The organism is Pseudomonas sp. NPDC086112, from assembly GCF_044746425.1.
Taxonomy (GTDB): domain Bacteria; phylum Pseudomonadota; class Gammaproteobacteria; order Pseudomonadales; family Pseudomonadaceae; genus Aquipseudomonas.
On record NZ_JBIVCD010000027.1, the window covers coordinates 61,097 to 84,628 of the forward strand.

17 protein-coding genes, 2 tRNA genes and 1 pseudogene are annotated in these 23,532 nt (G+C 60.2%); 15 read left to right on the forward strand and 5 right to left on the reverse strand.

Translation table 11 applies throughout. The features are described 5' to 3' along the window. Positions 1–50 precede the first annotated feature (50 nt). On the reverse strand, positions 51–1,115 hold the full coding sequence (gene queG, locus ACIPLA_RS18680; RefSeq protein WP_063341746.1) for a tRNA epoxyqueuosine(34) reductase QueG: 1,065 nt from the start codon (positions 1,113–1,115) through the stop codon (positions 51–53). Between the two features lie 63 nt (positions 1,116–1,178). Between queG and ACIPLA_RS18685 the strand changes: the two genes are divergently transcribed. The 12 genes from ACIPLA_RS18685 (at position 1,179) to ACIPLA_RS18740 (ending at position 16,187) form a co-directional block, all read left to right on the forward strand. Continuing rightward, the gene (locus tag ACIPLA_RS18685) at positions 1,179–2,678 is read left to right on the forward strand and encodes an NAD(P)H-hydrate dehydratase (RefSeq protein WP_401174946.1); all 1,500 of its coding nucleotides are present in this window, start codon (positions 1,179–1,181) and stop codon (positions 2,676–2,678) included. Further along, positions 2,666–3,136, forward strand: coding sequence for a tRNA (adenosine(37)-N6)-threonylcarbamoyltransferase complex ATPase subunit type 1 TsaE (tsaE, locus tag ACIPLA_RS18690; protein WP_123499855.1), 471 nt, complete (start codon positions 2,666–2,668; stop codon positions 3,134–3,136). The genes ACIPLA_RS18685 and tsaE overlap by 13 nt, the downstream gene beginning before the upstream one ends. Further along, complete coding sequence (locus ACIPLA_RS18695; protein ID WP_401174950.1) at positions 3,137–4,567, forward strand: N-acetylmuramoyl-L-alanine amidase; 1,431 nt, start codon at positions 3,137–3,139, stop codon at positions 4,565–4,567. It abuts the gene before it with no gap. Continuing rightward, positions 4,564–6,474, forward strand: a complete 1,911-nt coding sequence (mutL, locus tag ACIPLA_RS18700; protein ID WP_401174953.1) for a DNA mismatch repair endonuclease MutL — start codon at positions 4,564–4,566, stop codon at positions 6,472–6,474. Before ACIPLA_RS18695 ends, mutL begins: the two co-directional genes overlap by 4 nt. After that, a complete protein-coding gene (gene miaA, locus ACIPLA_RS18705) occupies positions 6,474–7,445 on the forward strand; it encodes a tRNA (adenosine(37)-N6)-dimethylallyltransferase MiaA (protein ID WP_007902653.1) in 972 nt (323 codons plus the stop codon). The genes mutL and miaA overlap by 1 nt, the downstream gene beginning before the upstream one ends. A 94-nt stretch (positions 7,446–7,539) precedes the next feature. Next, positions 7,540–7,800, forward strand: coding sequence for an RNA chaperone Hfq (gene hfq, locus ACIPLA_RS18710; RefSeq protein WP_007902656.1), 261 nt, complete (start codon positions 7,540–7,542; stop codon positions 7,798–7,800). A gap of 12 nt (positions 7,801–7,812) precedes the next feature. Then, complete coding sequence (gene hflX, locus ACIPLA_RS18715) at positions 7,813–9,114, forward strand: ribosome rescue GTPase HflX (RefSeq protein ID WP_008009827.1); 1,302 nt, start codon at positions 7,813–7,815, stop codon at positions 9,112–9,114. Between the two features lie 96 nt (positions 9,115–9,210). Then, positions 9,211–10,383 carry an FtsH protease activity modulator HflK gene (gene hflK / locus ACIPLA_RS18720; RefSeq protein WP_401174957.1) on the forward strand — a complete coding sequence of 391 codons (1,173 nt, stop codon included), beginning with the start codon at positions 9,211–9,213 and terminating at the stop codon, positions 10,381–10,383. Beyond that, positions 10,383–11,252 (forward strand): protease modulator HflC, encoded by an 870-nt coding sequence (gene hflC, locus ACIPLA_RS18725; RefSeq protein WP_123499847.1) that lies wholly within the window; start codon positions 10,383–10,385, stop codon positions 11,250–11,252. The genes hflK and hflC overlap by 1 nt, the downstream gene beginning before the upstream one ends. A 316-nt stretch (positions 11,253–11,568) precedes the next feature. Further along, complete coding sequence (locus tag ACIPLA_RS18730; protein ID WP_008068877.1) at positions 11,569–12,756, forward strand: ATP phosphoribosyltransferase regulatory subunit; 1,188 nt, start codon at positions 11,569–11,571, stop codon at positions 12,754–12,756. Positions 12,757–12,810: 54 nt separating this feature from the next. After that, a complete protein-coding gene (locus ACIPLA_RS18735; RefSeq protein ID WP_401174960.1) occupies positions 12,811–14,103 on the forward strand; it encodes an adenylosuccinate synthase in 1,293 nt (430 codons plus the stop codon). Between the two features lie 149 nt (positions 14,104–14,252). Next, positions 14,253–16,187 (forward strand): methyl-accepting chemotaxis protein, encoded by a 1,935-nt coding sequence (locus tag ACIPLA_RS18740; protein WP_218397202.1) that lies wholly within the window; start codon positions 14,253–14,255, stop codon positions 16,185–16,187. Between the two features lie 96 nt (positions 16,188–16,283). Here ACIPLA_RS18740 and ACIPLA_RS18745 read toward each other — a convergent pair whose 3' ends face one another. From ACIPLA_RS18745 to ACIPLA_RS18760, 4 genes are all read right to left on the reverse strand, one after another. Then, entirely contained in the window at positions 16,284–17,849 is a 1,566-nt protein-coding gene (locus tag ACIPLA_RS18745) for an ABC transporter permease (protein WP_401174963.1), read from the reverse strand. Next, the gene (locus ACIPLA_RS18750) at positions 17,849–18,859 is read right to left on the reverse strand and encodes an iron ABC transporter substrate-binding protein (protein WP_123499843.1); all 1,011 of its coding nucleotides are present in this window, start codon (positions 18,857–18,859) and stop codon (positions 17,849–17,851) included. Before ACIPLA_RS18750 ends, ACIPLA_RS18745 begins: the two co-directional genes overlap by 1 nt. A 335-nt stretch (positions 18,860–19,194) precedes the next feature. Next, positions 19,195–19,281: transfer RNA gene (locus ACIPLA_RS18755), tRNA-Leu, on the reverse strand. A gap of 165 nt (positions 19,282–19,446) precedes the next feature. Next, positions 19,447–19,533, reverse strand: a tRNA-Leu gene (locus ACIPLA_RS18760). Between the two features lie 226 nt (positions 19,534–19,759). On the opposite strand from ACIPLA_RS18760, the gene rnr reads away from it, so the two are divergent. The 3 genes and pseudogenes from rnr to ACIPLA_RS18775 all read left to right on the forward strand — a co-directional run. Next, a complete protein-coding gene (gene rnr / locus ACIPLA_RS18765) occupies positions 19,760–22,399 on the forward strand; it encodes a ribonuclease R (protein WP_218397208.1) in 2,640 nt (879 codons plus the stop codon). Beyond that, positions 22,396–23,157, forward strand: a complete 762-nt coding sequence (rlmB, locus tag ACIPLA_RS18770; RefSeq protein WP_218397210.1) for a 23S rRNA (guanosine(2251)-2'-O)-methyltransferase RlmB — start codon at positions 22,396–22,398, stop codon at positions 23,155–23,157. Before rnr ends, rlmB begins: the two co-directional genes overlap by 4 nt. 305 nt (positions 23,158–23,462) lie before the next feature. Continuing rightward, positions 23,463–23,532: pseudogene (locus tag ACIPLA_RS18775) on the forward strand (30S ribosomal protein S6); the annotation flags it as partial.

Consider the following 23,532-nt stretch of genomic DNA (forward strand, 5'->3'; position numbering starts at 1 on the left):
CTTTGCGAAATGACGACTGCTGCGCAGCCGAACGCAGCCTTCGGCAGCTGCTACAGGAGTCCGTGTTGTTTCAAGGCCCATTCGACGTGTTCGCGCACCAGCTCCGACGGATAGTCCCGCCGTGCCTTCAGCGCTTCCAGCACCGGAATGCTTGATGGCGCATTACCCAGGCCGACCGCCAGATTGCGCAACCAACGCTCGTAACCCGCGCGTCTGAGCGGTGAGCCTTCGGTGCTGCTGAGGAACTTCTCTTCGTCCCACATGAACAGTTCGGCCAGTTCGGCGTTGTCCAGATTGTGTCTTGGTTTGAAGTCGCTTTCCCCGGAAGGTCGGGCGAAGCGGTTCCACGGGCAGACGATCTGACAGTCATCGCAACCGAACACCCGATTGCCGATCAGCGGCCGCAAATCTTCAGGGATCGCACTTTTCAGTTCGATGGTCAGGTACGAAATGCAGCGTCGAGCGTCCAGTACATACGGACCGACGAAGGCGTTGGTCGGGCAGATATCCAGGCAGGCGGTGCAGCGGCCGCAGTGTTCGGTGGCATGGGGCGGGTCGACCGGCAGTGGCAGGTCGACGAACAGTTCGCTGAGGAAGAAGTAGCTGCCGGCCTTGCGATTCAATACCAGCGTGTTTTTGCCGATCCAGCCCAGACCTGCCTGTTCGGCGATGGCTTTTTCCAGCACAGGGGCGCTGTCGACAAAGGCGCGGTAGCCGAACGGGCCGATCACCGCCTGAATTTTTTCCGCCAGTTGTTGCACGCGTTTACGGATCAATTTGTGGTAATCGCGGCCCAATGCATAACGCGAGACGTAGGCTTTTTCCGGTTGGGCCAGGCGTTTGGCCATTTCGGTGTCGCCCGGCAGGTAGTCCATGCGCAGGGAAACGACTCGCAAGGTACCCGGCACCAGTTCTTCCGGGTGCGAACGTTTGCTGCCATGGGCGCCCATATACTCCATTTCGCCGTGGTAGCCGGCTTCGAGCCAGCGCTCCAGGTGCTGCTCATGCTCGGCCAGGTCGAGGCCGCTGATGCCGACTTGCTGAAAGCCCAGCTCGCGGCCCCAGTCCTTGATGGATTGGGCGAGGGCGGGCAGGTCTGTGGTAATAGCGGGCATGAGACGAGAGAAACCGGAGCTGAGGTGCGTATAATTCTGCCAGACATCGGAGCCTGAAGACGCATGCCGCACACTAAAGATGAATTACCCGACGCGCTGTATAGCGCCGCGCAAGTCCGAGGGCTCGATGCGAGCCTGATTGCGGCCGGTACACCGGGCTTCGAATTGATGCGGCGTGCAGCGCGGGCGACCTGGCGCGCGCTGGTCCGCCATTGGCCCACGGCCCACGAATTGAGCGTGGTGGCCGGCCACGGCAATAACGCAGGCGACGGTTACCTGGTGGCCGTGCTGGCCCGACGTGCCGGTTGGCACGTGCGGGTGCTGGCCGCCGGTGATCCCGGGCGTTTGCAGGGCGATGCCGCGTCGGCCCATGCCGAGGCGGTAGCCGAAGGCGTCGCCATTCAAGACTGGAATGCGCACTGCGAATTACGTGGCATTGTGCTGGATGCCTTGCTTGGCACTGGCCTGACCGGTGAAGTGCGCGAGCCATACGCCAGTGTCATCGCCGCGATCAACGCCAGTGGGCTACCGGTTGCGGCGGTGGATATCCCCTCGGGACTATGCGCCGATACGGGGCGCCAGCTCGGCATTGCGGTTCGAGCGGACCTCACGGTGACGTTCATCGGCTTGAAGCTGGGTCTGTTCACCGGTGACGCTGCGGATGTGGTTGGCGATTTGGTCTTCAATGATCTGCTAGCCGCCCCTGAGACGTTTATCGGGGCCACGGTCAGTGCTCGTCGCCTGACGGCCGGTAATGTGCCGCGTCTGACCGGTCGCGCACCAACTGCCCACAAAGGTAAATTTGGCCACGTATTGCTGATCGGCGGTGATCGCGGTTTTGGCGGCGCCATCCTGCTCGGTGCACAAAGCGCCCTGCGCAGCGGTGCCGGCATGGTGTCCGTGGCCACCCGCAACGAACATGTTCCAGCCGCCTTGGCACGTTTGCCAGAAGCGATGGTGCTCGGCACTTCGTCGGCCAATCAATTGATGGGGCTGCTTGAGAAGGTCACGGTGCTGGTCGTCGGCCCAGGGCTGGGGCAGGCCGCTTGGGGGCGCAGTCTGCTGTCGGCCGCGGCCAATGCGCCGCTGCCGCAAGTCTGGGACGCCGATGCGTTGAACCTGTTGGCCGAAGGTGGCGTGAGTTTGCCCGCCCATTGTGTTATCACGCCGCACCCTGGCGAGGCGGCGCGATTGCTGGGGCTATCGACGGCCGATGTTCAGGCCAACCGCCCGGCCGCTGCCCATGCATTGAGCAAAAAATATACAGCTGTCGTGGTGCTCAAAGGCGCCGGCAGCCTGATCGCCAGCCCCGACGGGCGCCTGGCGCTGTGTCATCAGGGCCATCCGGCCATGGCATCTGCCGGTTTGGGCGATGTGCTGGCCGGTCTGGTCGGCGCCTTGCTCGCTCAGGGTATGGATGCGTATGACGCGGCATGCCTGGCGGTCTGGCTGCACGCCAATGCCGGCGAGCAACAAGGTAAATTCGGCCGCGGGCTGGCGGCCAGTGATCTGATTCCAGCCATTCGTCAGTTGTTGGAGGAGCAAACACCGTGTCTGAAGTAACCCTGTACCTGGCTGATGAAGAGGCGATGACCGCGTTTGGTGCGCGCATTGCACAAACCACTGAAGGGCACGGTCTGATTTTTCTCGAGGGGGATTTGGGTGCGGGGAAAACCACGCTGTCCCGGGGCATTATTCGTGGCCTGGGACATACAGGCGCGGTAAAAAGTCCGACCTTCACCCTGGTTGAGCCCTACGAGATCGGCGACATCCGCGCCTTCCATTTCGACCTGTATCGACTGGTCGATCCGGAGGAGTTGGAGTACCTCGGCATCCGCGACTATTTCGAAGACGATGCACTGTGCCTGATCGAATGGCCCCGCAACGGTGCAGGCTTTTTGCCAAAGCCCGACCTGACCATTACCATTAGCCCGCAAGACAGCGGGCGTTCGCTGAAAATTTTGCCCCAGGGCTCGCGTGGCGAGTCGTGGTGTGCCGCTTTGGCATTGGAATTCAATTAAATGATGGGGTTAGGTATGCGCTTTCGCGCGTTGGTTGCTGCCGTAGGATTGTTGTTTCTGGCGGTGACCGTCGACGCTGTGGCCGAGACGAAGGTCAACAGTGTTCGCCTGTGGCGGGCGCCGGACAACACGCGGCTGGTGTTTGACCTGACAGGGTCTGTCCAGCACAGCGTTTTTACCCTGACCTCCCCGGATCGGCTGGTGATCGACATCAATGGCGCAACTCTGGGGGCGCCGCTGAACGTCAATACCTCGAACACTCCGATCACCGCAATGCGCTCGGCTCAACGTACGCCGACCGACCTGCGGGTGGTCATCGACCTGAAAAAAGCCGTCACGCCAAAAAGCTTCACCCTGGCGCCAAACGCCCAATACGGCAATCGCCTGGTCGTCGACCTGTTCGACAATGCGGCCGACGCCGCGCCACCGCCTGCGCCAACGCCGGCTGTGGCGACGTTGCCTGCGGTCCCTGTCGCACCCTCCGAGCCTTCGATCAAATTGCCGCCCGCCCCGGCCGGCAAGCGCGACATCATTGTGGTGATCGATGCCGGCCACGGTGGTGAAGACCCGGGTGCCTCCGGCTCTCGCGGTCAGCGTGAGAAAGACGTGGTGCTGGCGATCGCCCGTGAACTGCAGCGTCAGGTCAATGGCATGAAAGGCTTCCGCGCCGAACTGACTCGCACCGGCGACTACTTCATTCCGTTGCGCGGCCGTACCGAAATCGCACGCAAGAAGGGTGCTGACCTGTTCGTTTCGATCCACGCCGACGCCGCGCCTTCGGCCGCTGCGTTTGGTGCCTCGGTGTTCGCCTTGTCTGACCGTGGCGCGACGTCGGAGACTGCCCGTTGGCTGGCCGACAGCGAAAACCGTTCCGACTTGATCGGCGGTGCCGGCAACGTCAGCCTCGATGACAAGGACCGCATGCTGGCCGGCGTGCTGCTCGATTTGTCGATGACCGCTTCCCTGACGTCCAGCCTCAACGTTGGCCAGAAAGTCTTGAGCAACATCGGCCGCGTCACGCCGCTGCACAAACAGCGCGTAGAGCAAGCCGGGTTCATGGTACTGAAGTCGCCGGACATCCCGTCGATCCTGGTGGAAACCGGGTTCATCTCCAACGCCAACGAAGCGTCCAAGCTTGCCGCTGCGAACCATCAGCAAGCGCTGGCGCGTTCTATCAGCAGCGGCGTGCGGCAGTTCTTCCAGCAGAATCCACCGCCGGGCACCTACATTGCCTGGTTGCGCGATTCCGGCAAAATCGCCCAGGGCCCGCGTGACCATCGCGTCAATCCCGGTGAGACCCTGGCGATGATCGCCGTGCGCTATCAGGTGTCTCCGGCCACCTTGCGTAACGCCAACAACCTCAAGAGCGACGAGCTGAAGATTGGTCAGACGTTGACCATCCCCGGCACTGAACTGGCGGCCAAAGAATGAACCAGGTGCTGACCAACACTGCGCGCATCGAGCTGCTCAGCCCGCGGCTGGCGAACCAGATTGCCGCCGGTGAAGTGGTTGAGCGCCCGGCCTCGGTGATCAAGGAGTTGCTGGAGAACAGTCTCGACTCCGGCGCCAAACGCATCGATGTCGATGTGGAGCAGGGTGGCGTCAAGCTGCTGCGGGTACGCGACGATGGCAGCGGCATTTCTGCCGATGACCTGCCTTTGGCCCTGGCCCGTCATGCCACCAGCAAGATTCGTAACCTGGAAGACCTTGAGCAGGTGATGAGCCTGGGTTTTCGTGGTGAGGCGCTGGCGTCCATCAGCTCTGTGGCGCGTCTGACCCTGACGTCCCGCACTCGCGATGCCGATCAGGCCTGGCAGGTGGAAACCGAAGGCCGGGACATGGCGCCGCGCGTGCAACCGGCGGCCCACCCGGTGGGGACTTCGGTGGAAGTGCGCGATCTGTTCTTCAATACTCCCGCGCGCCGCAAGTTTCTCAAGACCGAAAAAACCGAATTCGATCACCTGCAAGAAGTGATCAAGCGTCTGGCGCTGGCGCGGTTCGACGTGGCGTTCCATCTGCGCCACAACGGCAAAACCATCCTCAGCCTGCACGAAGCCCACGATGACGCGGCCCGTGCCCGGCGTGTGGCGGCGATCTGCGGGGCGGGTTTTCTGGAGCAGGCGCTGCCGATCGAAATCGAGCGCAATGGCCTGCATTTGTGGGGCTGGGTCGGGTTGCCCACCTTCAACCGCAGCCAGGCGGACTTGCAGTATTTCTTTGTGAATGGCCGTGCGGTGCGCGACAAACTGGTGGCCCACGCGGTGCGCCAGGCTTATCGCGACGTGCTGTTCAACGGTCGGCATCCGACGTTCGTGCTGTTTTTCGAAGTCGATCCGGCGGGCGTCGACGTCAACGTGCACCCGACCAAGCACGAAGTACGCTTCCGTGACGGGCGCATGGTTCACGATTTCCTCTACGGCACTTTGCACCGCGCGCTCGGCGATGTGCGGCCGGAAGATCATCTGGCCGCGCCTGTTGCGACGGCCATTGTCCGGCCCACCGGGCTCGATGCCGGGGAGTTCGGTCCGCAGGGCGAAATGCGTCTGGCGGCCAATGCGCTGCTGGAACAGCCTCAGGCCCAACCGTCATTCAACACGCCGGCTGGCTCGGGCGCTGGCGCCGGTTATCAGTATCAATACACGCCGCGGCCGCAGACCGGCGTGCCCGTCGCCGAAGCTCAAGCGGCCTACCGTGAGTTCTTCGCGCCGTTGCCCGAGGCCAACGCGGTCGCGCTGCCAGCCGGGCAGGACGACATTCCACCGCTGGGTTATGCGTTGGCGCAGCTCAAGGGCATCTATATTCTTTCGGAAAACGCCCAAGGCCTGGTGCTGGTGGACATGCACGCCGCCCACGAGCGGATCATGTACGAACGCCTGAAAATCGCCATGGCCAGCGAAGGCCTGAGCGGTCAGCCACTGTTGGTGCCGGAGTCCCTGGCGGTCAGTCAGCGCGAAGCCGATTGCGCCGAAGAACACGTCGCGTGGTTCCAGCGGCTGGGCTTTGAATTGCAGCGTCTTGGCCCGGAGTCGCTGGCGATCCGGCAAATCCCCGCGCTGCTGAAACAGGCGCAAGCCAATCGATTGGTCAGTGACGTTCTGGCGGATTTGATGGAATACGGCACCAGCGACCGGATTCAGGCACACCTGAACGAACTGCTCGGCACCATGGCCTGCCACGGCGCGATTCGCGCGAATCGGCGTCTGGCCTTGCCGGAAATGAACGGTCTGCTGCGGGACATGGAAAACACCGAACGCAGCGGTCAATGCAACCATGGCCGACCGACCTGGACCCAACTGGGCCTGGACGATCTGGACAAACTGTTTTTGCGCGGTCGTTGATGAGCCAGCTCCCTCCTGCGATTTTCCTGATGGGGCCGACGGCTGCCGGCAAGACCGACCTGGCCATCGAACTCACCAAGGTCCTGCCCTGCGAGCTGATCAGCGTCGATTCGGCGCTGGTTTACCGTGGCATGGATATTGGCACCGCCAAGCCTTCCAAAGAGTTGTTGGCCGAATTTCCGCATCGGTTGATCGATATTCTCGACCCGGCCGAGAGTTATTCCGCTGCGGATTTTCGTCGCGATGCGCTTGAGGCCATGGCCGAGATCACCGCGCGGGGCAAAATTCCGCTGCTGGTAGGCGGCACAATGCTCTACTACAAGGCTTTGCTCGAAGGTCTGGCCGACATGCCGGCGGCCGATCCGCAGGTGCGCGCGCAAATCGAAGAAGAGGCTGCACGCCTTGGCTGGCAAGCCCTGCACGATCAATTGGCGGTCATCGATCCGCAATCGGCCGCGCGAATTCATCCGAACGATCCGCAGCGCCTCAGTCGCGCGCTGGAAGTTTATCGCGTCAGTGGTCAGAGCATGACTGAGCTACGCTTGCGACAATCTGCGCAAAGTACTGAAGCAGCCGCTTCGGGACTGCAACAATTGCCCTATACTGTCGCGAACTTGGCTATCGCCCCGGCAAATCGCCAGGTACTGCACGAGCGTATTAAACAAAGATTCACAAATATGTTGGAACAGGGATTCATCGACGAGGTCGTAGCCCTGCGAGATAGAGGTGACCTGCATTCGGGGATGCCGTCTATACGTGCTGTAGGTTATCGACAAGTCTGGGATTACCTGGATGGCAAGCTGACGCAAGCCGAGATGCAGGAGCGTGGAATCATTGCCACGCGCCAATTGGCAAAGCGCCAGTTCACCTGGCTACGCAGTTGGGCTGATTTACACTGGTTGGACAGCCTCGATTGCGACAATCTGCCGCGCGCCTTGAAATACCTTGGGACCATCTCCATATTGAGCTGAGTCCTTGCAATTGCCGTCTATCCTTGGGGGTGTGACGGCCCCAAGCCATCTGTTTACCTATTTTTTATATTGAATCCTTAAAGGAGTGCGGCACATGTCAAAAGGGCATTCGCTACAAGACCCTTACTTGAATACTTTACGTAAAGAGAAAGTGGGGGTTTCCATCTATCTGGTCAACGGGATCAAACTGCAAGGCACGATCGAGTCTTTCGACCAGTTCGTTATCCTGCTGAAAAACACCGTTAGCCAAATGGTTTACAAACACGCTATCTCTACAGTGGTGCCGGTTCGTCCAATTCGTCTGCCTAGCGCAACCGAATCCGAAGCAGGTGACGCTGAGCCAGGTAACGCCTGATAGGAGTCTCCTTTGTTCTTTGAGCGCCACGGTGGTGGTGAACGGGCAATTCTCGTTCACTTGGATGGTCAGGACCCTGAGGCGCGCGAAGATCCGCAGGAGTTTCAGGAGTTGGCAATTTCGGCTGGCGCCGAGACCGTCGCGTTTTTTAACGTGCCGCGTCATCGGCCAACCGCCAAAACCCTGATCAGCAGCGGCAAGGTCGAAGAGTTACGCGATCTGGTCAGCGCCGAACAGGTCGATCTGGTGATTTTCAATCACATCCTCACGCCCAGTCAGGAACGTAACCTCGAACGTATTTTCGAGTGCCGCGTGATTGACCGCACGGGTTTGATTCTCGATATCTTCGCCCAACGCGCCCGCACCCATGAAGGCAAGCTCCAGGTTGAACTGGCTCAGCTTGAACACATGAGTACGCGACTGGTTCGTGGCTGGACTCACCTTGAGCGGCAGAAGGGCGGTATCGGTCTGCGCGGCCCGGGTGAAACCCAACTGGAAACCGACCGGCGCCTGTTGCGGGTTCGCCTGCGGCAGATCAAGGGGCGCCTGGAAAAGGTCCGCAGCCAGCGCGAGCAATCTCGTCGCGGGCGCAAACGTGCTGACATTCCGACGGTTTCACTGGTGGGTTATACCAACGCCGGCAAATCGACGCTGTTCAACTCGGTCACCGATTCCGACGTCTTCGCCGCCGACCAGTTATTCGCGACCCTCGACCCGACCTTGCGCCGACTCGAACTCGACGACCTCGGGCCGATCGTGCTGGCTGACACCGTAGGCTTCATTCGCCACCTGCCGCACAAACTGGTCGAGGCATTTCGGGCTACGCTCGAAGAGTCGAGCAACTCCGACCTGCTGCTGCATGTGATCGATGCGCATGAGCCTGAGCGTATGGCCCAGATTGAACAGGTCATGGTGGTGCTCGGGGAGATCGGGGCACAAGACTTGCCGATCCTTGAGGTATACAACAAACTCGATTTGCTCGAGGGTGTTGAGCCGCAGATCCAGCGCGATGCCGATGGCAAACCGCAGCGGGTCTGGTTGTCGGCCAAGGACGGTACCGGTCTTGACCTGCTCAAGCAGGCCGTGGCCGAACTGTTAGGCAGTGATTTGTTTGTTGGCACCTTGCGCTTGCCGCAACGTTTTGCTCGACTGCGTGCGCAGTTTTTCGAACTGGGTGCGGTGCAAAAAGAAGAACACGACGAAGAAGGCATCAGCTTGCTGGCCGTTCGCTTGCCACGGATTGAATTGAATCGACTCGTGAGCCGCGAAGGTCTGCAACCGATGGAATTCATCGAGCAACACACTTTGCAATAAAAGCCTGAGAAAGCGGTTGTGCCGCGGTGACAGGCATTCTGTAGCATTGGTCGGCGCGCCGTGGGTGCGTCTTTGCTTTATCAGATGGAGAGCGCTATGGCTTGGAATGAGCCGGGTGGCAACTCGAATAATCAGGATCCTTGGGGTGGCAAGCGCCGCAATAACGGCGACCGCAAGGGACCACCGGATCTCGACGAGGCCTTCCGAAAGCTGCAGGAAAGCCTGAACGGGTTGTTCGGTGGTGGTAAAAAACGCGGTGACGAGGGCGGTCGCCCGGGCAAGAGCGGCGGCTTCGGCGGCCTGCTCGGCATCGGCCTGGTCGTGCTGGCGGCTGTGTGGCTGTACAGCGCTGTCTACGTGGTCGACGAGCAGGAGCAAGCCGTAGTGCTGCGCTTCGGCAAGTACTATGAAACCGTCGGCCCGGGCCTGAACATCTATTTCCCGCCGATCGATCGCAAGTACATGGAAAACGTCACGCGTGAGCGTGCCTATACCAAGCAGGGTCAAATGCTGACTGAAGACGAAAACATCGTCGAAGTGCCGCTGACCGTGCAGTACAAGATCAGCAACCTGCAAGACTTCGTGCTGAACGTCGATCAGCCGGAAATCAGCCTGCAACATGCAACCGACAGTGCCTTGCGTCACGTGGTGGGTTCTACCGCCATGGATCAGGTGCTGACCGAAGGTCGTGAGCTGATGGCCAGCGAAATCAAGGAGCGTCTGCAACGCTTCCTCGATACCTACCGCACCGGTATCACCGTCACCCAGGTCAACGTACAGAGCGCAGCTGCACCGCGTGAAGTCCAGGAAGCCTTCGATGACGTGATCCGCGCCCGTGAAGATGAGCAGCGTTCGCGAAACCAGGCTGAAACCTACGCCAACGGCGTCGTGCCGGAAGCCCGTGGTCAGGCCCAGCGCATCCTCGAGGATGCCAACGGTTACCGCGACGAGACCGTCTCCCGCGCCAAGGGTGAGGCCGATCGCTTCACCAAGCTGGTGGCCGAGTATCGCAAGGCCCCTGAGGTCACCCGCCAGCGTCTGTATCTGGACACCATGCAGGAAATCTTCAGCAACACCAGCAAGGTTCTCGTGACCGGCAACAAGGATGGCCAGAACAATCTGCTGTACTTGCCGCTGGACAAGATGATCGACAGTGGTCGCAGCTCCGGCGCTCCGGTGACCGGCGCAGCAGCCAGCAGCAATGAAGTGAATGCGCGTGCGGCAGCTGATCTGCAGCAACAGCAAGCACGTACCAGGGAGAGTCGCTGATGAGCAATAAATCGCTGATCGCCCTTATTATCGGCGTCGTCGTGGCGATCGTTGCCTGGAACTGCTTCTACATCGTGGCTCAGACCGAGCGCGCGGTGATGCTGCAGTTCGGTCGCGTGGTCCAGACCGATGTTCAACCGGGCCTGCACATGAAAGTGCCTTACGTGAACAAGGTGCGCAAATTCGACGCCCGCCTGATGACACTGGATGCACCGACGCAACGCTTCCTGACGCTGGAAAAGAAAGCCGTAATGGTCGATGCCTACGCCAAATGGCGCGTGAAAGATGCCGAGCGCTTCTACACCGCGACTTCCGGCCTCAAGCAGATTGCCGACGAGCGTCTTTCCCGTCGTCTGGAGTCGGGCCTGCGTGACCAGTTCGGTAAGCGCACCCTGCACGAAGTAGTGTCCGGTGAGCGTGATGCGCTGATGGCTGACATCACCAACTCGCTGAACAAGATGGCGGAAAAAGAGCTGGGCATCGAAGTTGTCGATGTCCGGGTCAAAACCATCGACCTGCCGAAGGAAGTGAACCGCAGCGTGTTCGAACGAATGAGCACCGAGCGTGAGCGTGAAGCTCGCGAGCACCGCGCCAAGGGTAACGAGCTGGCTGAAGGCATCCGTGCCGACGCCGACCGTCAACGCCGTGTGCTGCTGGCTGAAGCCTATCGTGAATCTGAAGAGGTTCGCGGTGATGGTGATGCCCAGGCTGCTGCGATCTACTCCAAGGCATACGGTCAGGATCAGGAGTTCTACGCGTTCTACCGTAGCCTGCGTGCCTACCGTGAAAGCTTCGCGAACAAATCCGACGTCATGGTCCTGGACCCGGGCAGCGACTTCTTCCGTTACCTGGAAAAAGCCAAGCCTTGATACGGCGTTGACCTGAATCATCCCCCGCCTGGCGGCTAAAACCTCGGGCGGGGTGATCCTTTGGGAAAACGTGTGTATGATGCGGCAGCCGGGAAATTCCCGGCTTTTTTGCGTCTGCACGTTTGATTGCTGTTTTTATGCAGGCGCCCGAGTTGAATGACTCGACAGGTTTTTCGAGGAAAGTGGTTGGCGAAGCCGATTTCAGGCTTTTCGCCCGTTGTCCATGCGCGCGGTTTGTGTGCATGGGCCGATCATTTTCTGCTTCACTCAAGGCTCGCCCAAAGGCTTGTCGCCCGGATCATAGGGGAATGGCGTAATGGCAACGGTAGACCGCTGGCTGCTGCCAGATGGCATCGAAGAAGTACTGCCACCAGAAGCTGCGCGTATCGAAATAGCGCGTCGCCAGGTGTTGGATCTGTTCCAGAGCTGGGGTTACGAGTTTGTCGTGACTCCCCATATCGAGTACCTGGAATCCCTGCTGACCGGCGCGGGCTCGGACCTCGATCTGCGCACCTTCAAGGTCATCGACCCGCAGTCGGGCCGGCAGATGGGGTTCCGTGCCGACATCACGCCGCAAGTGGCGCGCATCGATGCGCATACCTTGCGTCGCGAAGGGCCGAGCCGTCTGTGTTATGCCGGCAGCGTGCTGCATGCCCAGCCGCGTGCCTTGTCGTCCTCGCGCAGCCCCATTCAACTGGGCGCCGAGTTGTACGGCGATGCCAGCCCGAGCAGCGACGTGGAAGTCATAAGCCTGATGCTGGCCATGCTGCAACTGGCCGATGTGCCGGATGTGCACATGGACCTCGGCCATGTCGGCATCTACCGCGGCCTGGCCCGCGCCGCCGGTTTGTCCGGCGAAGTCGAGCAACAGTTGTTCGATGCGTTGCAACGTAAAGCCATCGACGAGGTCATTACCTTGACCGAAGGTTTGCCTGCCGATCTGTCGGGCATGCTGCGAGCGCTGGTCGACCTGTGTGGCGGTCGTGAGGTGCTCAGCGCAGCGCGTGAGCGTCTGGCCAATGCGCCGGCGCCCGTGCTGGCGGCCCTGGACGATCTGCTGGCAATTGCCGAGCGTCTGTCCACGCGTTTCCCGGAATTACCGCTGTATTTCGACCTGGGCGAGTTGCGCGGCTACCACTACCACACCGGTGTAGTGTTCGCCGTGTTCGTCCCGGGTGTTGGCCAGTCCATTGCTCAGGGCGGTCGTTACGACGACATCGGCGCCGACTTCGGTCGTGCCCGTCCGGCGACTGGTTTCTCTACCGATTTGAAAACCCTGGTGACCCTGGGGCGTGCTGAAATCGAGCTACCGTCTGGCGGTATCTGGATGCCTGACAGTACGGATGCAGCACTCTGGCAGCAGGTTTGCCAGTTGCGCAGTGAGGGTCAGCGTGTCGTTCAGGCATTGCCTGGGCAGCTTTTGGCCGCCGCCCGTGAAGCGGACTGCGACCGGCAATTGATTCAGCAGAACGGGCTTTGGCAAGTATTGCCGCTGGCTTCTTGAGTTTTCCTGCCGGCCGCCGCCGGCACCAAGTTTGCGCGAATGAGGACAAGTGTTATGGGTAAGAATGTCGTATTCCTGGGCACCCAATGGGGTGATGAGGGCAAAGGAAAGATCGTTGATCTGCTGACCGCACATGCTGCCGCCGTAGTGCGCTACCAAGGTGGTCACAACGCTGGCCACACCCTGGTGATCGACGGCGAAAAAACCGTCTTGCACCTGATTCCGTCGGGCGTGCTGCGCGAAGGCGTGCAGTGCCTGATCGGTAACGGCGTGGTGGTTGCACCCGACGCCCTGCTGCGGGAAATCATCAAGCTGGAAGAGAAAGGCGTACCGGTGCGCGAGCGCCTGCGTATCAGCCCGTCCTGCCCGCTGATCCTGTCCTACCACGTAGCGCTGGACCAGGCCCGTGAAAAGGCCCGTGGCGAGCTGAAGATCGGTACTACCGGTCGCGGCATCGGCCCGGCTTACGAAGACAAGGTTGCCCGTCGCGGTCTGCGCATCGGTGACCTGTTCCATCGCGAGCGTTTCGCCGCCAAGCTGGGCGAGTTGCTGGATTACCACAACTTCGTACTGGTCAATTACTACAAAGAACCGGCAATCGACTTCCAGAAAACACTCGACGAGTGCATGGAATACGCCGAGCTGCTCAAGCCGATGATGGTCGACGTCACCGCTGAACTGCACGAGCTGCGTCGCGCTGGCAAAGACATCATGTTCGAAGGCGCCCAAGGCTCCCTGCTGGACATCGACCACGGCACCTACCCGTACGTCACCAGCTCCAACACCACCGCGGGCGGCATCGCCACCGGTTCGGGTTTTGGCCCGATGTACCTGGATTACATCCTCGGCATCACCAAGGCTTACACCACTCGCGTGGGTTCGGGTCCATTCCCGACTGAACTGTTCGACGACGTCGGTGCTTTCCTGGCCAAGCGTGGCCATGAGTTCGGCGCTACTACCGGCCGTGCCCGTCGTTGCGGCTGGTTCGACGCCGTCATCCTGCGTCGCGCCATCGACGTCAACAGCATTTCGGGCCTGTGCCTGACCAAGCTGGACGTGCTGGACGGTCTGGAAACCATCAACATCTGTGTGGGCTACAAGAACCAGGACGGTGCAGTGATCGATGCACCGACTGACGCCGATAGCTACATTGGCCTGGAGCCGGTGTACGAGCAAATGCCAGGCTGGACCGAATCCACCGTCGGTGCCAAGACCCTGGAAGAGCTGCCTCAGGCTGCACGCAACTACATCAAACGCGTCGAAGAGTTGGTCGGTGCTCCGATCGACATTATTTCGACGGGCCCGGACCGCAACGAAACCATCGTTCTGCGTCACCCGTTCGCTTAATAAGTCGTTGATGTAAAACACAAAGGCCCCTTCATTGGGGCCTTTGTCGTTTATGCCTGTCGAACGGCATGACCTTTGCTGTGAACATTGAAAAAGCATCGTTTCTGACGTGCTATCAATTTGATGGCGTCAAAGCAGAGGGATTTTCAGTGTCGGCCGTTCTCTCACTGTTACAAAGCCGTCTCTTGCGGCCCGTGTTCGTTACCCTAGGTATCGCCCTTTTGGTGCAGGTGCTGGTAGCTGTCGCTCTGACCCGGAGCACAGTGACTGCGCTGGAAGCTGATTTGGGTATGCGGTTGGACGCCGATAGCCAAAAGCTCTCTGGTGAGCTTGAGCAGGCAGGTCGTGAAGTCACGTCGAGCCTGGATAGCCTGTCCACCAGTACCCGTCAGCGCCTGACGGCCGGGCTGTCTTCGCGTCTGAAGGACGAACAGGCGCAATTGCGTACGACGCTGGAGACGGACCTGAAGGATTCGGCCAACGACATGGCGCAGCTTCTGGCTTCGGTCGCACCTCGCGCCATGTGGGACAGCGACATTCCTACCCTGTCCGAATTCGCTCGCCGTGCCCAGCGTAATCCCAACGTTTTGTTCGTGGTCTACGACGACGCCACGGGCCAGCACCTGACGCGCTACCTCAACCGGGAGAACCCGATCAACAAGGCGCTTCTGGAAAAAGGTCAGGGCGAGCGGGCGCTGGACAAGGTACTGGATGCGGCGAAGAACGATCCGTCGGTCTACTACCTTGAAGCCTCGATCAACCCCAATGGGGTGGAGATCGGCAAGGTGTTGATGGGCGTCTCGACCGCCTCCGTGGAAACCGATGTGGCGGCGCTGGACAAGCGATTCTCGGCGCTGATCGCCAGCAGCGATCAACTGGTGGGTGACAGCCTCAAAGGTGCGGCAGCTGACAGCGCGACGGCGATGCGCGGGCGCCTGCAATCGGCACAGTCCACCGCCACTGAAATGAAAGCCAATACCACCACTGCCGTGCAGGAAGCTGCGGGGACTTTACGCTGGCGCATCGGCATGGGCCTGGCGCTGGTAGGTTTTGGTGTGCTGCTGTTGCTGGCGGTGGTGCTGGGTCGTCGAGTGGTCAATCGCTTGAAGCTGCTGATCGCTGCCATGGATGACCTGGCAGCGGGTGAGGGCGATCTGACCAAGCGTGTGCAGATCAACAGCCAGGATGAGATTGGCGACATGGCCTCGGCGGTCAATCGCTTTGTGGATAAGTTGCAGCCGATCGTGCGGGAGGCGGGCGATGTGGCCCAGCGTACCGGCGTGGAAATCGGTGCCATGACCCTGCGCAATGCCGGCGCCGATGCCGCGGCGGGCATGCAGCGCGATGAAGTGGCCGAAAGCTTGCGCGCGTTGTCGCAAATGGCTGATGAAGCTCAGTCTGAAAGCCACGCCATGCAGGCCGCTTTGCAGCAGGTGGTGGGCATTCGTCAGGCCACGGATGAAAACACTCGGACCTCGGCGAAAGTTGGCAGTCTCATTGAGGCATTGGCCGGACAAGTCGACACCGGTGCGAAAGTCATCGAGCGCCTGGCGCAGCAGAGTGAGCAGATTGAAGTGGTGCTGACGGTGATTCACGGGATCGCCGAACAAACCAACTTGCTGGCGTTGAACGCGGCCATTGAGGCGGCGCGTGCCGGTGAGACCGGTCGCGGGTTTGCCGTGGTGGCGGATGAGGTGCGGGCACTGGCGAGCAAGACTCAGAGCTCAACCGGCGACATTCAGGCTCACATTGTTGCGTTGCAGCAGGGCGCGCGAGAGGCTGTTGCGGCAATCGGCCAGGCTGGACGTCAGGCCAGCGAAGGTTTGTTGGTGTTGCGCGACAGTGCGCGGTTGCAGCAGTCGGTGCAGGCGTCGGTCGAGCAGGTGCATGCGGCGATTGGTCTGGCGACACAGGCTGCGGCGCATCAGGCGCAAGGTGCGCAGGCCGTGCGTGGGCGGGTTGAGACCATTCATGCTCAAGCCGAAAAGGCTGCTCAGGCGGTGGTGGAAACCACGGCCAGTGGCAAGGTACTGGATGGCTTGGCGGCGCAGTTGAAAGCTAGCTTGGGGCAGTTCAGGGCTTAAGTTTTTTGTCTGCAAGTCTGACGCCTTCGCGGGCAAGCCTCGCTCCTACAGGGGGTGCGCAATCCTTGTAGGAGCGAGGCTTGCCCGCGAAGCTTTTCAACGGCTCAAATACATCCGCGTCGTCAGCAAGTAAACCGGCAACCCCGACACCACTATCAACAACGCCGCATAAGGCGCCGCCGCCGCAAACTCCACATTCGCGGTATGCGCCCAGACTTCCGTCGCCAGGGTATTCAGTCCGGTGGGACTCAGCAGCAGCGTCGCCGTCAGCTCCTTCATCGCATCCAGAAACACCAGCGCAAAGGCTGCCCCCAAGGCAGGGAAGATGATCGGCAGCGTCACTCGACAAAACGCGCTGAAGGACGACGCTCCCAGCGTGCGTGCGGCCTCTTCCAGTTGCGGTGCTGCCTTGTTCAGCGCCGTACGAATCGGTGCCTGCGCCAGCGGCAGAAACAACAGCGCATAAGCAATCAGCAGCAGCGCGGAGGTCTGGTACAGCATCGGCACATAATGCAGGGCGAAATACACCAGAGTCAGCGCAATCACCAATCCCGGCAGCGCATGCAGCAGATACGGCAGGCGCTCGGCCCAGATTGCCAGTCGCCCTTTATGGCGCACCACCAACAATCCCACCGGTACCGCCAGCACCAGGCACAGCGCCGCACCACCGAGAGACAGCGCCAGAGATGACAACAACGCCTCGCTGATCGCGGCGACCGGGAACGCCGCCGACGAACCCACCATCAGCCAGTACGCCAGCATCCCCAGCGGAATGCCGCTGCCGATGATCGCCAGCAGCAGGCAGTAAAGCTGCCCGACAGTCGTCCATGGCCCCAGGCGAACCTGTTGCGCCTGCCTCGCCGCGCCCTGGCCGGTGCGCACATGTCGGCCCTTGCCACGCACGCGTAGCTCCAGCCATAGCAGCACCAGACACAGCGCCAACAGCACCGCCGAGAGCATCGCTGCGTTAGCGTTGCTGAATTCCAGCTCGAACTGTTGGTAGATCGCTGTCGTGAAAGTCTGCAGACCGATGATCGACAGCGCGCCGAACTCCACCAGCATGTGCAGCGCAATCAGCAGAGAACCGGCCAGCAGTGACGGCCAGAGCAACGGCAGGGTGATTTTAAAGAACACGCCCCAGCGATTCTGCCCCAGGGTTCGTGCGGACTCCTCCAGGGACGGATCGAGATTGCGCAGGGTTGCCGCCACTGGCAGAAAAATCAGCGGGTATTTGGACAGGGTCATCACCAGAATCGCGCCGCCTAGCCCTTCGAAGTGAGCGCTCAGGGAGACCCAGGTGAAGCTGCTGACAAACGCCGGCACCGCGAACGGCAGGCACAGGATCACGCCCCATAGCCGTCGACCCGGCAGATTGCTGCGTTCCAGCAACCAGGCGAGCGACAGGCCAATCACGCCGCAGGCCAGCGTGACGCCCACCATCAGCGCCAGCGTATTACGCAGCAGGCCAAACACGTAAGGTCGCCACAGCAGATGCAGCGCCTCGGCCCAGCCTGCTTGCCAGGTTTTGAGGCCGACATAAGCCAGTGGCAACAGGCTGAGCACCACCAGCAGCAAAACCGGCAGCAACAACCAGATCGACGGCCGCTTGCGCCGTGGCACGTAGCCCCCGCGCAAGGCGGGGGCAGATAACGATGCGCTCATCAGTTCAGGCCAACGTCACGTTCCAGGTCCAGGGCTTCTTCGGCGTTGCCGAGATCGGCGGGCGTGACGTTCGGTGCTTGCAGTTCGCTGAACGGCTTGAGGCCGCGATCCGATTCCATGCCTTTGTGCAGCGGGTATTCGGCGGTGGTCTGGGTGATCACGCGCTGACCTTCTTCGCTGGCCATGTAGGCGAGGAATTGCTGGGCTTCTTTTGGATGTTTGCTGGATTTCAGTACAGCGGCGCTGGAAACGGTGATCAACCCGCCGACGTCGCCGCCGGTGAAGTAATGCAGTTTCGAATCGAGCTGGCCTTTTTCACGCTGCAAGGCGAACCAGTAGTAATTGTTCACCAGTACGGTGGCGACTTCGCCGTTTTCCACAGCCTTCAGCGCGACCATGTTGTTGCTGTAGGTCTTGCCGAATGCACGCAGGCCGGTGAGCCATTCTTCGGCGGCGTCCATGCCGTGGACTTTAATGATCGCCACGGCCTGTTCCTGGAATGCGCCGCTGGTGGGCACAAAGCCGACTTTGCCTTGCCATTTCGGATCGGAGAACTCCATTACCGACTTGGGCAGGTCTTTTTCATCGATCAACTTGGGATTGAACGCAACCACGCGGACTCGCGCAGTGATACCGATCCAGGTGCCGTTGCCGGCGACATAGTCCTTTGGCAGAACGGCGAGGGTGGCGGCGTCGGTCTGAGCCAGCAGGCCTTGTTCGCCGAGTTTGTTCAGTGGTGGGGATTCTTCGGTGTAAATCACGTCGGCGGGGGAGCGATCACCTTCTTCGACGATCTGGCTGGCGAGCTGGTTGCTGCTGCCCTTGCGCACATTGACGTGAATCCCGGTCCTGGCTTCGAAGGCTTTGGCGACGGCGTCGCCGACTTCCTTGTGTTGGCCGTTATAGAGTGTCAGGGAAACCGGATCGGCGGCTTGGGTGAGGGGAGTGGCGAGTGTCAGGCCGAGCAGGGTGATGGTCAGACCGCGGCGCAGGGTATTTCGAAACATCATTCGCAGGGTTCCTCACTGTCGCATTGCAAAAATTTGTAACAATGATAAACGATATTGTTTCTCATGTGCGTCTTGCGGGTCTGAGGAGTGTTTGCTAGAGGGGCGGGGGCGAGTTTTTGTGGCGAGGGAGCTTGCTCCCGTTCGGCTGTGAAGCAGTCGTAAATCCTGAGAGTTCGATGTAACTATTGGAATGAAGAGGAGCGCTTCGCACTCCAGCGGGAGCAAGCTCCCTCGCCACAGGGAAGTAATGGCTTGGGGTTTTCGAAAGCCAGAAACGCAAAAACCCGCTTTCGCGGGTTTCTGTGAAATTCAAGATCGTGACCTTGAATTTGAATTGGTGCCCAGAAGAAGACTCGAACTTCCACGACCTTGCGGTCACCAGCACCTGAAGCTGGCGTGTCTACCAATTTCACCATCTGGGCATAATCTTCAGCGTTGCCGCTGTTGATGTGGCGCACTATACGGAGAGCATTTTGATCTGTAAACCCCTGATTTAATTTTAATAAACCGGAAGCCTTAAATGCAAAAACCCGCTTTCGCGGGTTTTTGTGTGAGCCTTGAAATTGTTCTAATCTCAAGCTCGAAATTGGTGCCCAGAAGAAGACTCGAACTTCCACGACCTTGCGGTCACCAGCACCTGAAGCTGGCGTGTCTACCAATTTCACCATCTGGGCAGTATCGGCAGCGCGTGTGCGTCGTCGATGGCGCGCACTATACGGAGCGTCTTTTTAACTGTAAACCCCCGGCATCGAAAAAACCTGGAAAATTTCTCCAGTGGTATTCAAATCAGCTTTGCGATGTCGATAAAGGGCTTTAGATGGGCTGTCACAGCCTGAAATTTCCCGTTTCATTACGCCTATGCCAAACTAACCCGCATATAGACAAGGTGAAAACTCTCTAATGGCCGATTGGCAGTCCCTCGATCCCGAGGCCGCTCGTGAAGCGGAAAAATATGAAAACCCTATTCCTAGCCGCGAACTGATCCTTCAGCACCTTGCTGATCGAGGTTCGCCTGCTAACCGCGAGCAGCTGGTCGAAGAGTTTGGTCTGACCACAGAAGACCAGATCGAAGCCCTGCGTCGTCGCCTGCGCGCCATGGAGCGCGACGCTCAACTCATCTATACCCGTCGCGGCACCTATGCGCCGGTGGACAAGCTCGACCTGATCCTGGGCCGCATCAGCGGTCACCGTGACGGCTTCGGCTTTCTGGTCCCGGACGACGGCAGTGACGACCTGTTCATGAGCCCGGCGCAAATGCGTCTGGTGTTCGATGGCGACCGTGCCCTGGCGCGTGTTTCCGGCCTGGATCGTCGCGGTCGCCGTGAAGGCATGATCGTCGAAGTGGTGTCCCGTGCCCACGAGACCATCGTCGGTCGTTACTTCGAAGAGGGCGGTATCGGTTTCGTCGTCGCGGATAATCCTAAGATCCAGCAAGAAGTGCTGGTGACTCCGGGCCGTAACGCCAATGCCCAGATCGGTCAATTCGTCGAAGTGAAGATCACTCACTGGCCGACGCCACGCTTCCAGCCGCAAGGCGACGTGGTCGAAGTCGTGGGTAACTACATGGCGCCGGGCATGGAAATCGATGTCGCCCTGCGCACCTACGATATTCCTCACGTCTGGCCTGAAGCGGTGCTCAAGGAAGCCGCCAAGCTCAAGCCGGAAGTCGAAGAGAAAGACAAAGAGAAGCGCATCGACCTGCGCCATCTGCCGTTCGTGACCATCGACGGTGAAGATGCGCGCGACTTCGATGACGCGGTCTACTGCGAAGCCAAGCCGGGCAAGCTGCGCCTGTTCTCCGGTGGCTGGAAGTTGTACGTGGCGATTGCCGACGTTTCCAGCTACGTGAAAATCGGTTCGGCACTGGATAACGAATCCCAGGTTCGTGGCAACTCGGTGTACTTCCCCGAGCGCGTCGTGCCAATGCTGCCTGAGCAGCTGTCCAACGGCCTGTGCTCGCTGAACCCGCACGTCGATCGCCTGGCCATGGTCTGCGAGATGACCATCTCCAAATCCGGCGAAATGACTGACTACTGTTTCTACGAAGCGGTGATTCACTCCCACGCCCGCCTGACCTACAACAAGGTCAGCGCCATGCTGGAAACGCCGAAAGCTACCGAAGCGCGTCAGCTCCGTGGTGAGTACACCGACGTCCTGCCGCACCTCAAGCAGCTGTACTCACTGTACAAGGTGCTGCTGGCGGCCCGTCACGTGCGTGGCGCGATTGATTTCGAAACGCAGGAAACCCGGATCATCTTCGGCTCCGAGCGCAAGATCGCCGAAATCCGTCCGACCGTTCGCAATGACGCCCACAAGCTGATCGAGGAATGCATGCTGGCGGCCAACGTGGCCACTGCAGAGTTCCTGAAGAAGCACGAAATCCCTGCGCTGTATCGCGTCCACGACGGCCCGCCACCGGAGCGTCTGGAAAAACTGCGCGCTTTCCTTGGCGAGCTCGGTCTGTCCCTGCACAAAGGCAAGGATGGTCCGTCGCCGAAGGATTACCAGGCTTTGCTGGCGAGCATCAAGGACCGTCCGGATTTCCACCTGATCCAGACCGTCATGCTGCGTTCGTTGAGCCAAGCGGTGTACAGCGCTGATAACCAGGGCCACTTCGGCCTGAATTACGAAGCCTATACCCACTTCACTTCGCCGATTCGCCGCTACCCGGACTTGCTCACGCACCGGGCGATTCGCAGCGTCATCCATTCGAAAATGGACACCCCGCACGTTCGCCGTGCTGGCGCGATGACCATTCCGAAAGCGCGCATCTATCCGTACGATGAAGCGATCCTGGAGCAGCTCGGCGAGCAGTGCTCGATGAGCGAGCGCCGGGCCGACGAAGCCACCCGCGACGTGGTGAACTGGCTCAAGTGCGAGTTCATGAAAGACCGCGTGGGCGAATCGTTCCCGGGTGTGATCACCGCCGTGACCGGTTTTGGTCTGTTCGTCGAACTGACCGATATCTACGTCGAAGGCCTGGTGCACGTCACCGCGCTGCCGGGCGATTACTACCACTTCGACCCTGTACACCACCGCCTCGCCGGTGAGCGTACCGGTCGCAGCTTCCGCCTTGGCGACACCGTTGAAGTTCGCGTCATGCGCGTCGACCTCGACGAGCGCAAGATCGACTTCGAGATGGCTGAAAAAACCATCAGCGCGCCGATCGGCCGCAAGAAGCGTGGGGCTGAAACCGCTGCTCCGGCTGCCTCTTCTACAAAAACAGCCGCAGAACCGGCACCGGCGAAAACCGGCCGTCGTCCTGCCAGGGAAAAGGCTGTCGAAGCCTATCGCCCGAGCGATGCCGCGGCAAAAAATGCCGAGTTGCGCAAAAGTCGTGAACTGAAACAGGCGTTGCTGTCTGAAGCGAAAAGCGGCGGTAAAGCGGCGTCTGGGGGAAAGACCGGGCGGTCGGCGCCTGAGAAGGCCTCCGGCGGCAAACCAGCAAAACCGAGCAAACACCGTAAAGGCCCGCCAAAAGCGGGTTCCGCTCCAGCCGCCAGAAGCGGCGGGGCGCGTAAACCTAAGGCCAAGTCATGAGTCAGTTGGAAAAGATCTATGGCGTGCACGCTGTAGAAGCGTTGCTGCGTCACCATCCAAAACGCGTCAAGCAGATCTGGCTGGCTGAAGGCCGCAGTGATCCGCGGGTACAGACGCTGATCGAACTCGCTGCCGAAAATCGCGTAGCGGTCGGTCAGGCTGAGCGTCGTGAGCTGGATGCGTGGGTAGATGGCGTGCACCAGGGCGTGGTCGCGGACGTGAGTCCGAGTCAGGTCTGGGGCGAAGCGATGCTCGACGAATTGCTCGATCGTACCGAAGGCGCGCCGCTGTTGCTGGTGCTCGACGGCGTGACCGATCCGCACAACCTCGGTGCTTGCCTGCGTTCTGCCGATGCGGCGGGTGCGCTGGCGGTGATCGTGCCAAAGGACAAGTCAGCTACCCTGACCCCGACGGTACGGAAAGTCGCCTGCGGTGCGGCGGAAGTGATTCCGTTGGTGGCCGTGACCAACCTGGCGCGCACCCTGGAAAAACTCAAGCAACGTGGCTTGTGGGTTGTCGGTACGGCGGGCGAGGCTGAGCAGGATCTGTATCAGCAAGACCTGACCGGCCCGACCATCCTGATCATGGGCGCGGAAGGCAGCGGAATGCGTCGCCTGACTCGCGATCTTTGCGACTACCTGGTGCGTCTGCCGATGGCGGGCAGCGTCAGCAGTCTCAACGTTTCCGTGGCGACTGGAGTGTGCCTGTTCGAGGCCCTGCGTCAGCGTGGCGTCAAAGCTGCCAGCAAAAAGTCCTGATCCGACGCAGTCCTAATGTGGGAGCGGGCTTGCTCGCGAATACGGTCTGACATTCAACACTTGTGCTGAATGACACTCCGCTTTCGCGAGCAAGCCCGCTCCCACAATGATTTATGCCTGGCGAACATTGGTGGTTGTTCAAATAATCACCAATTGCCTTGCGCCTCTCTTGTCCCTTCTCTACAATTGCGCCCCTTGCTGTGACGGCAGGCACGCATGTGTCTATCGCAAGCAAGTCCATAAGTGTCATTCACTCCTTGTCTGACCGTTTTTGAGCGGCAGGCTACAACCCGTAAGGAGCATTCATGCGTCATTACGAAATCATCTTTTTGGTCCACCCGGATCAATGCGAGGAAGTCGGCGGGTTGGTGGCGG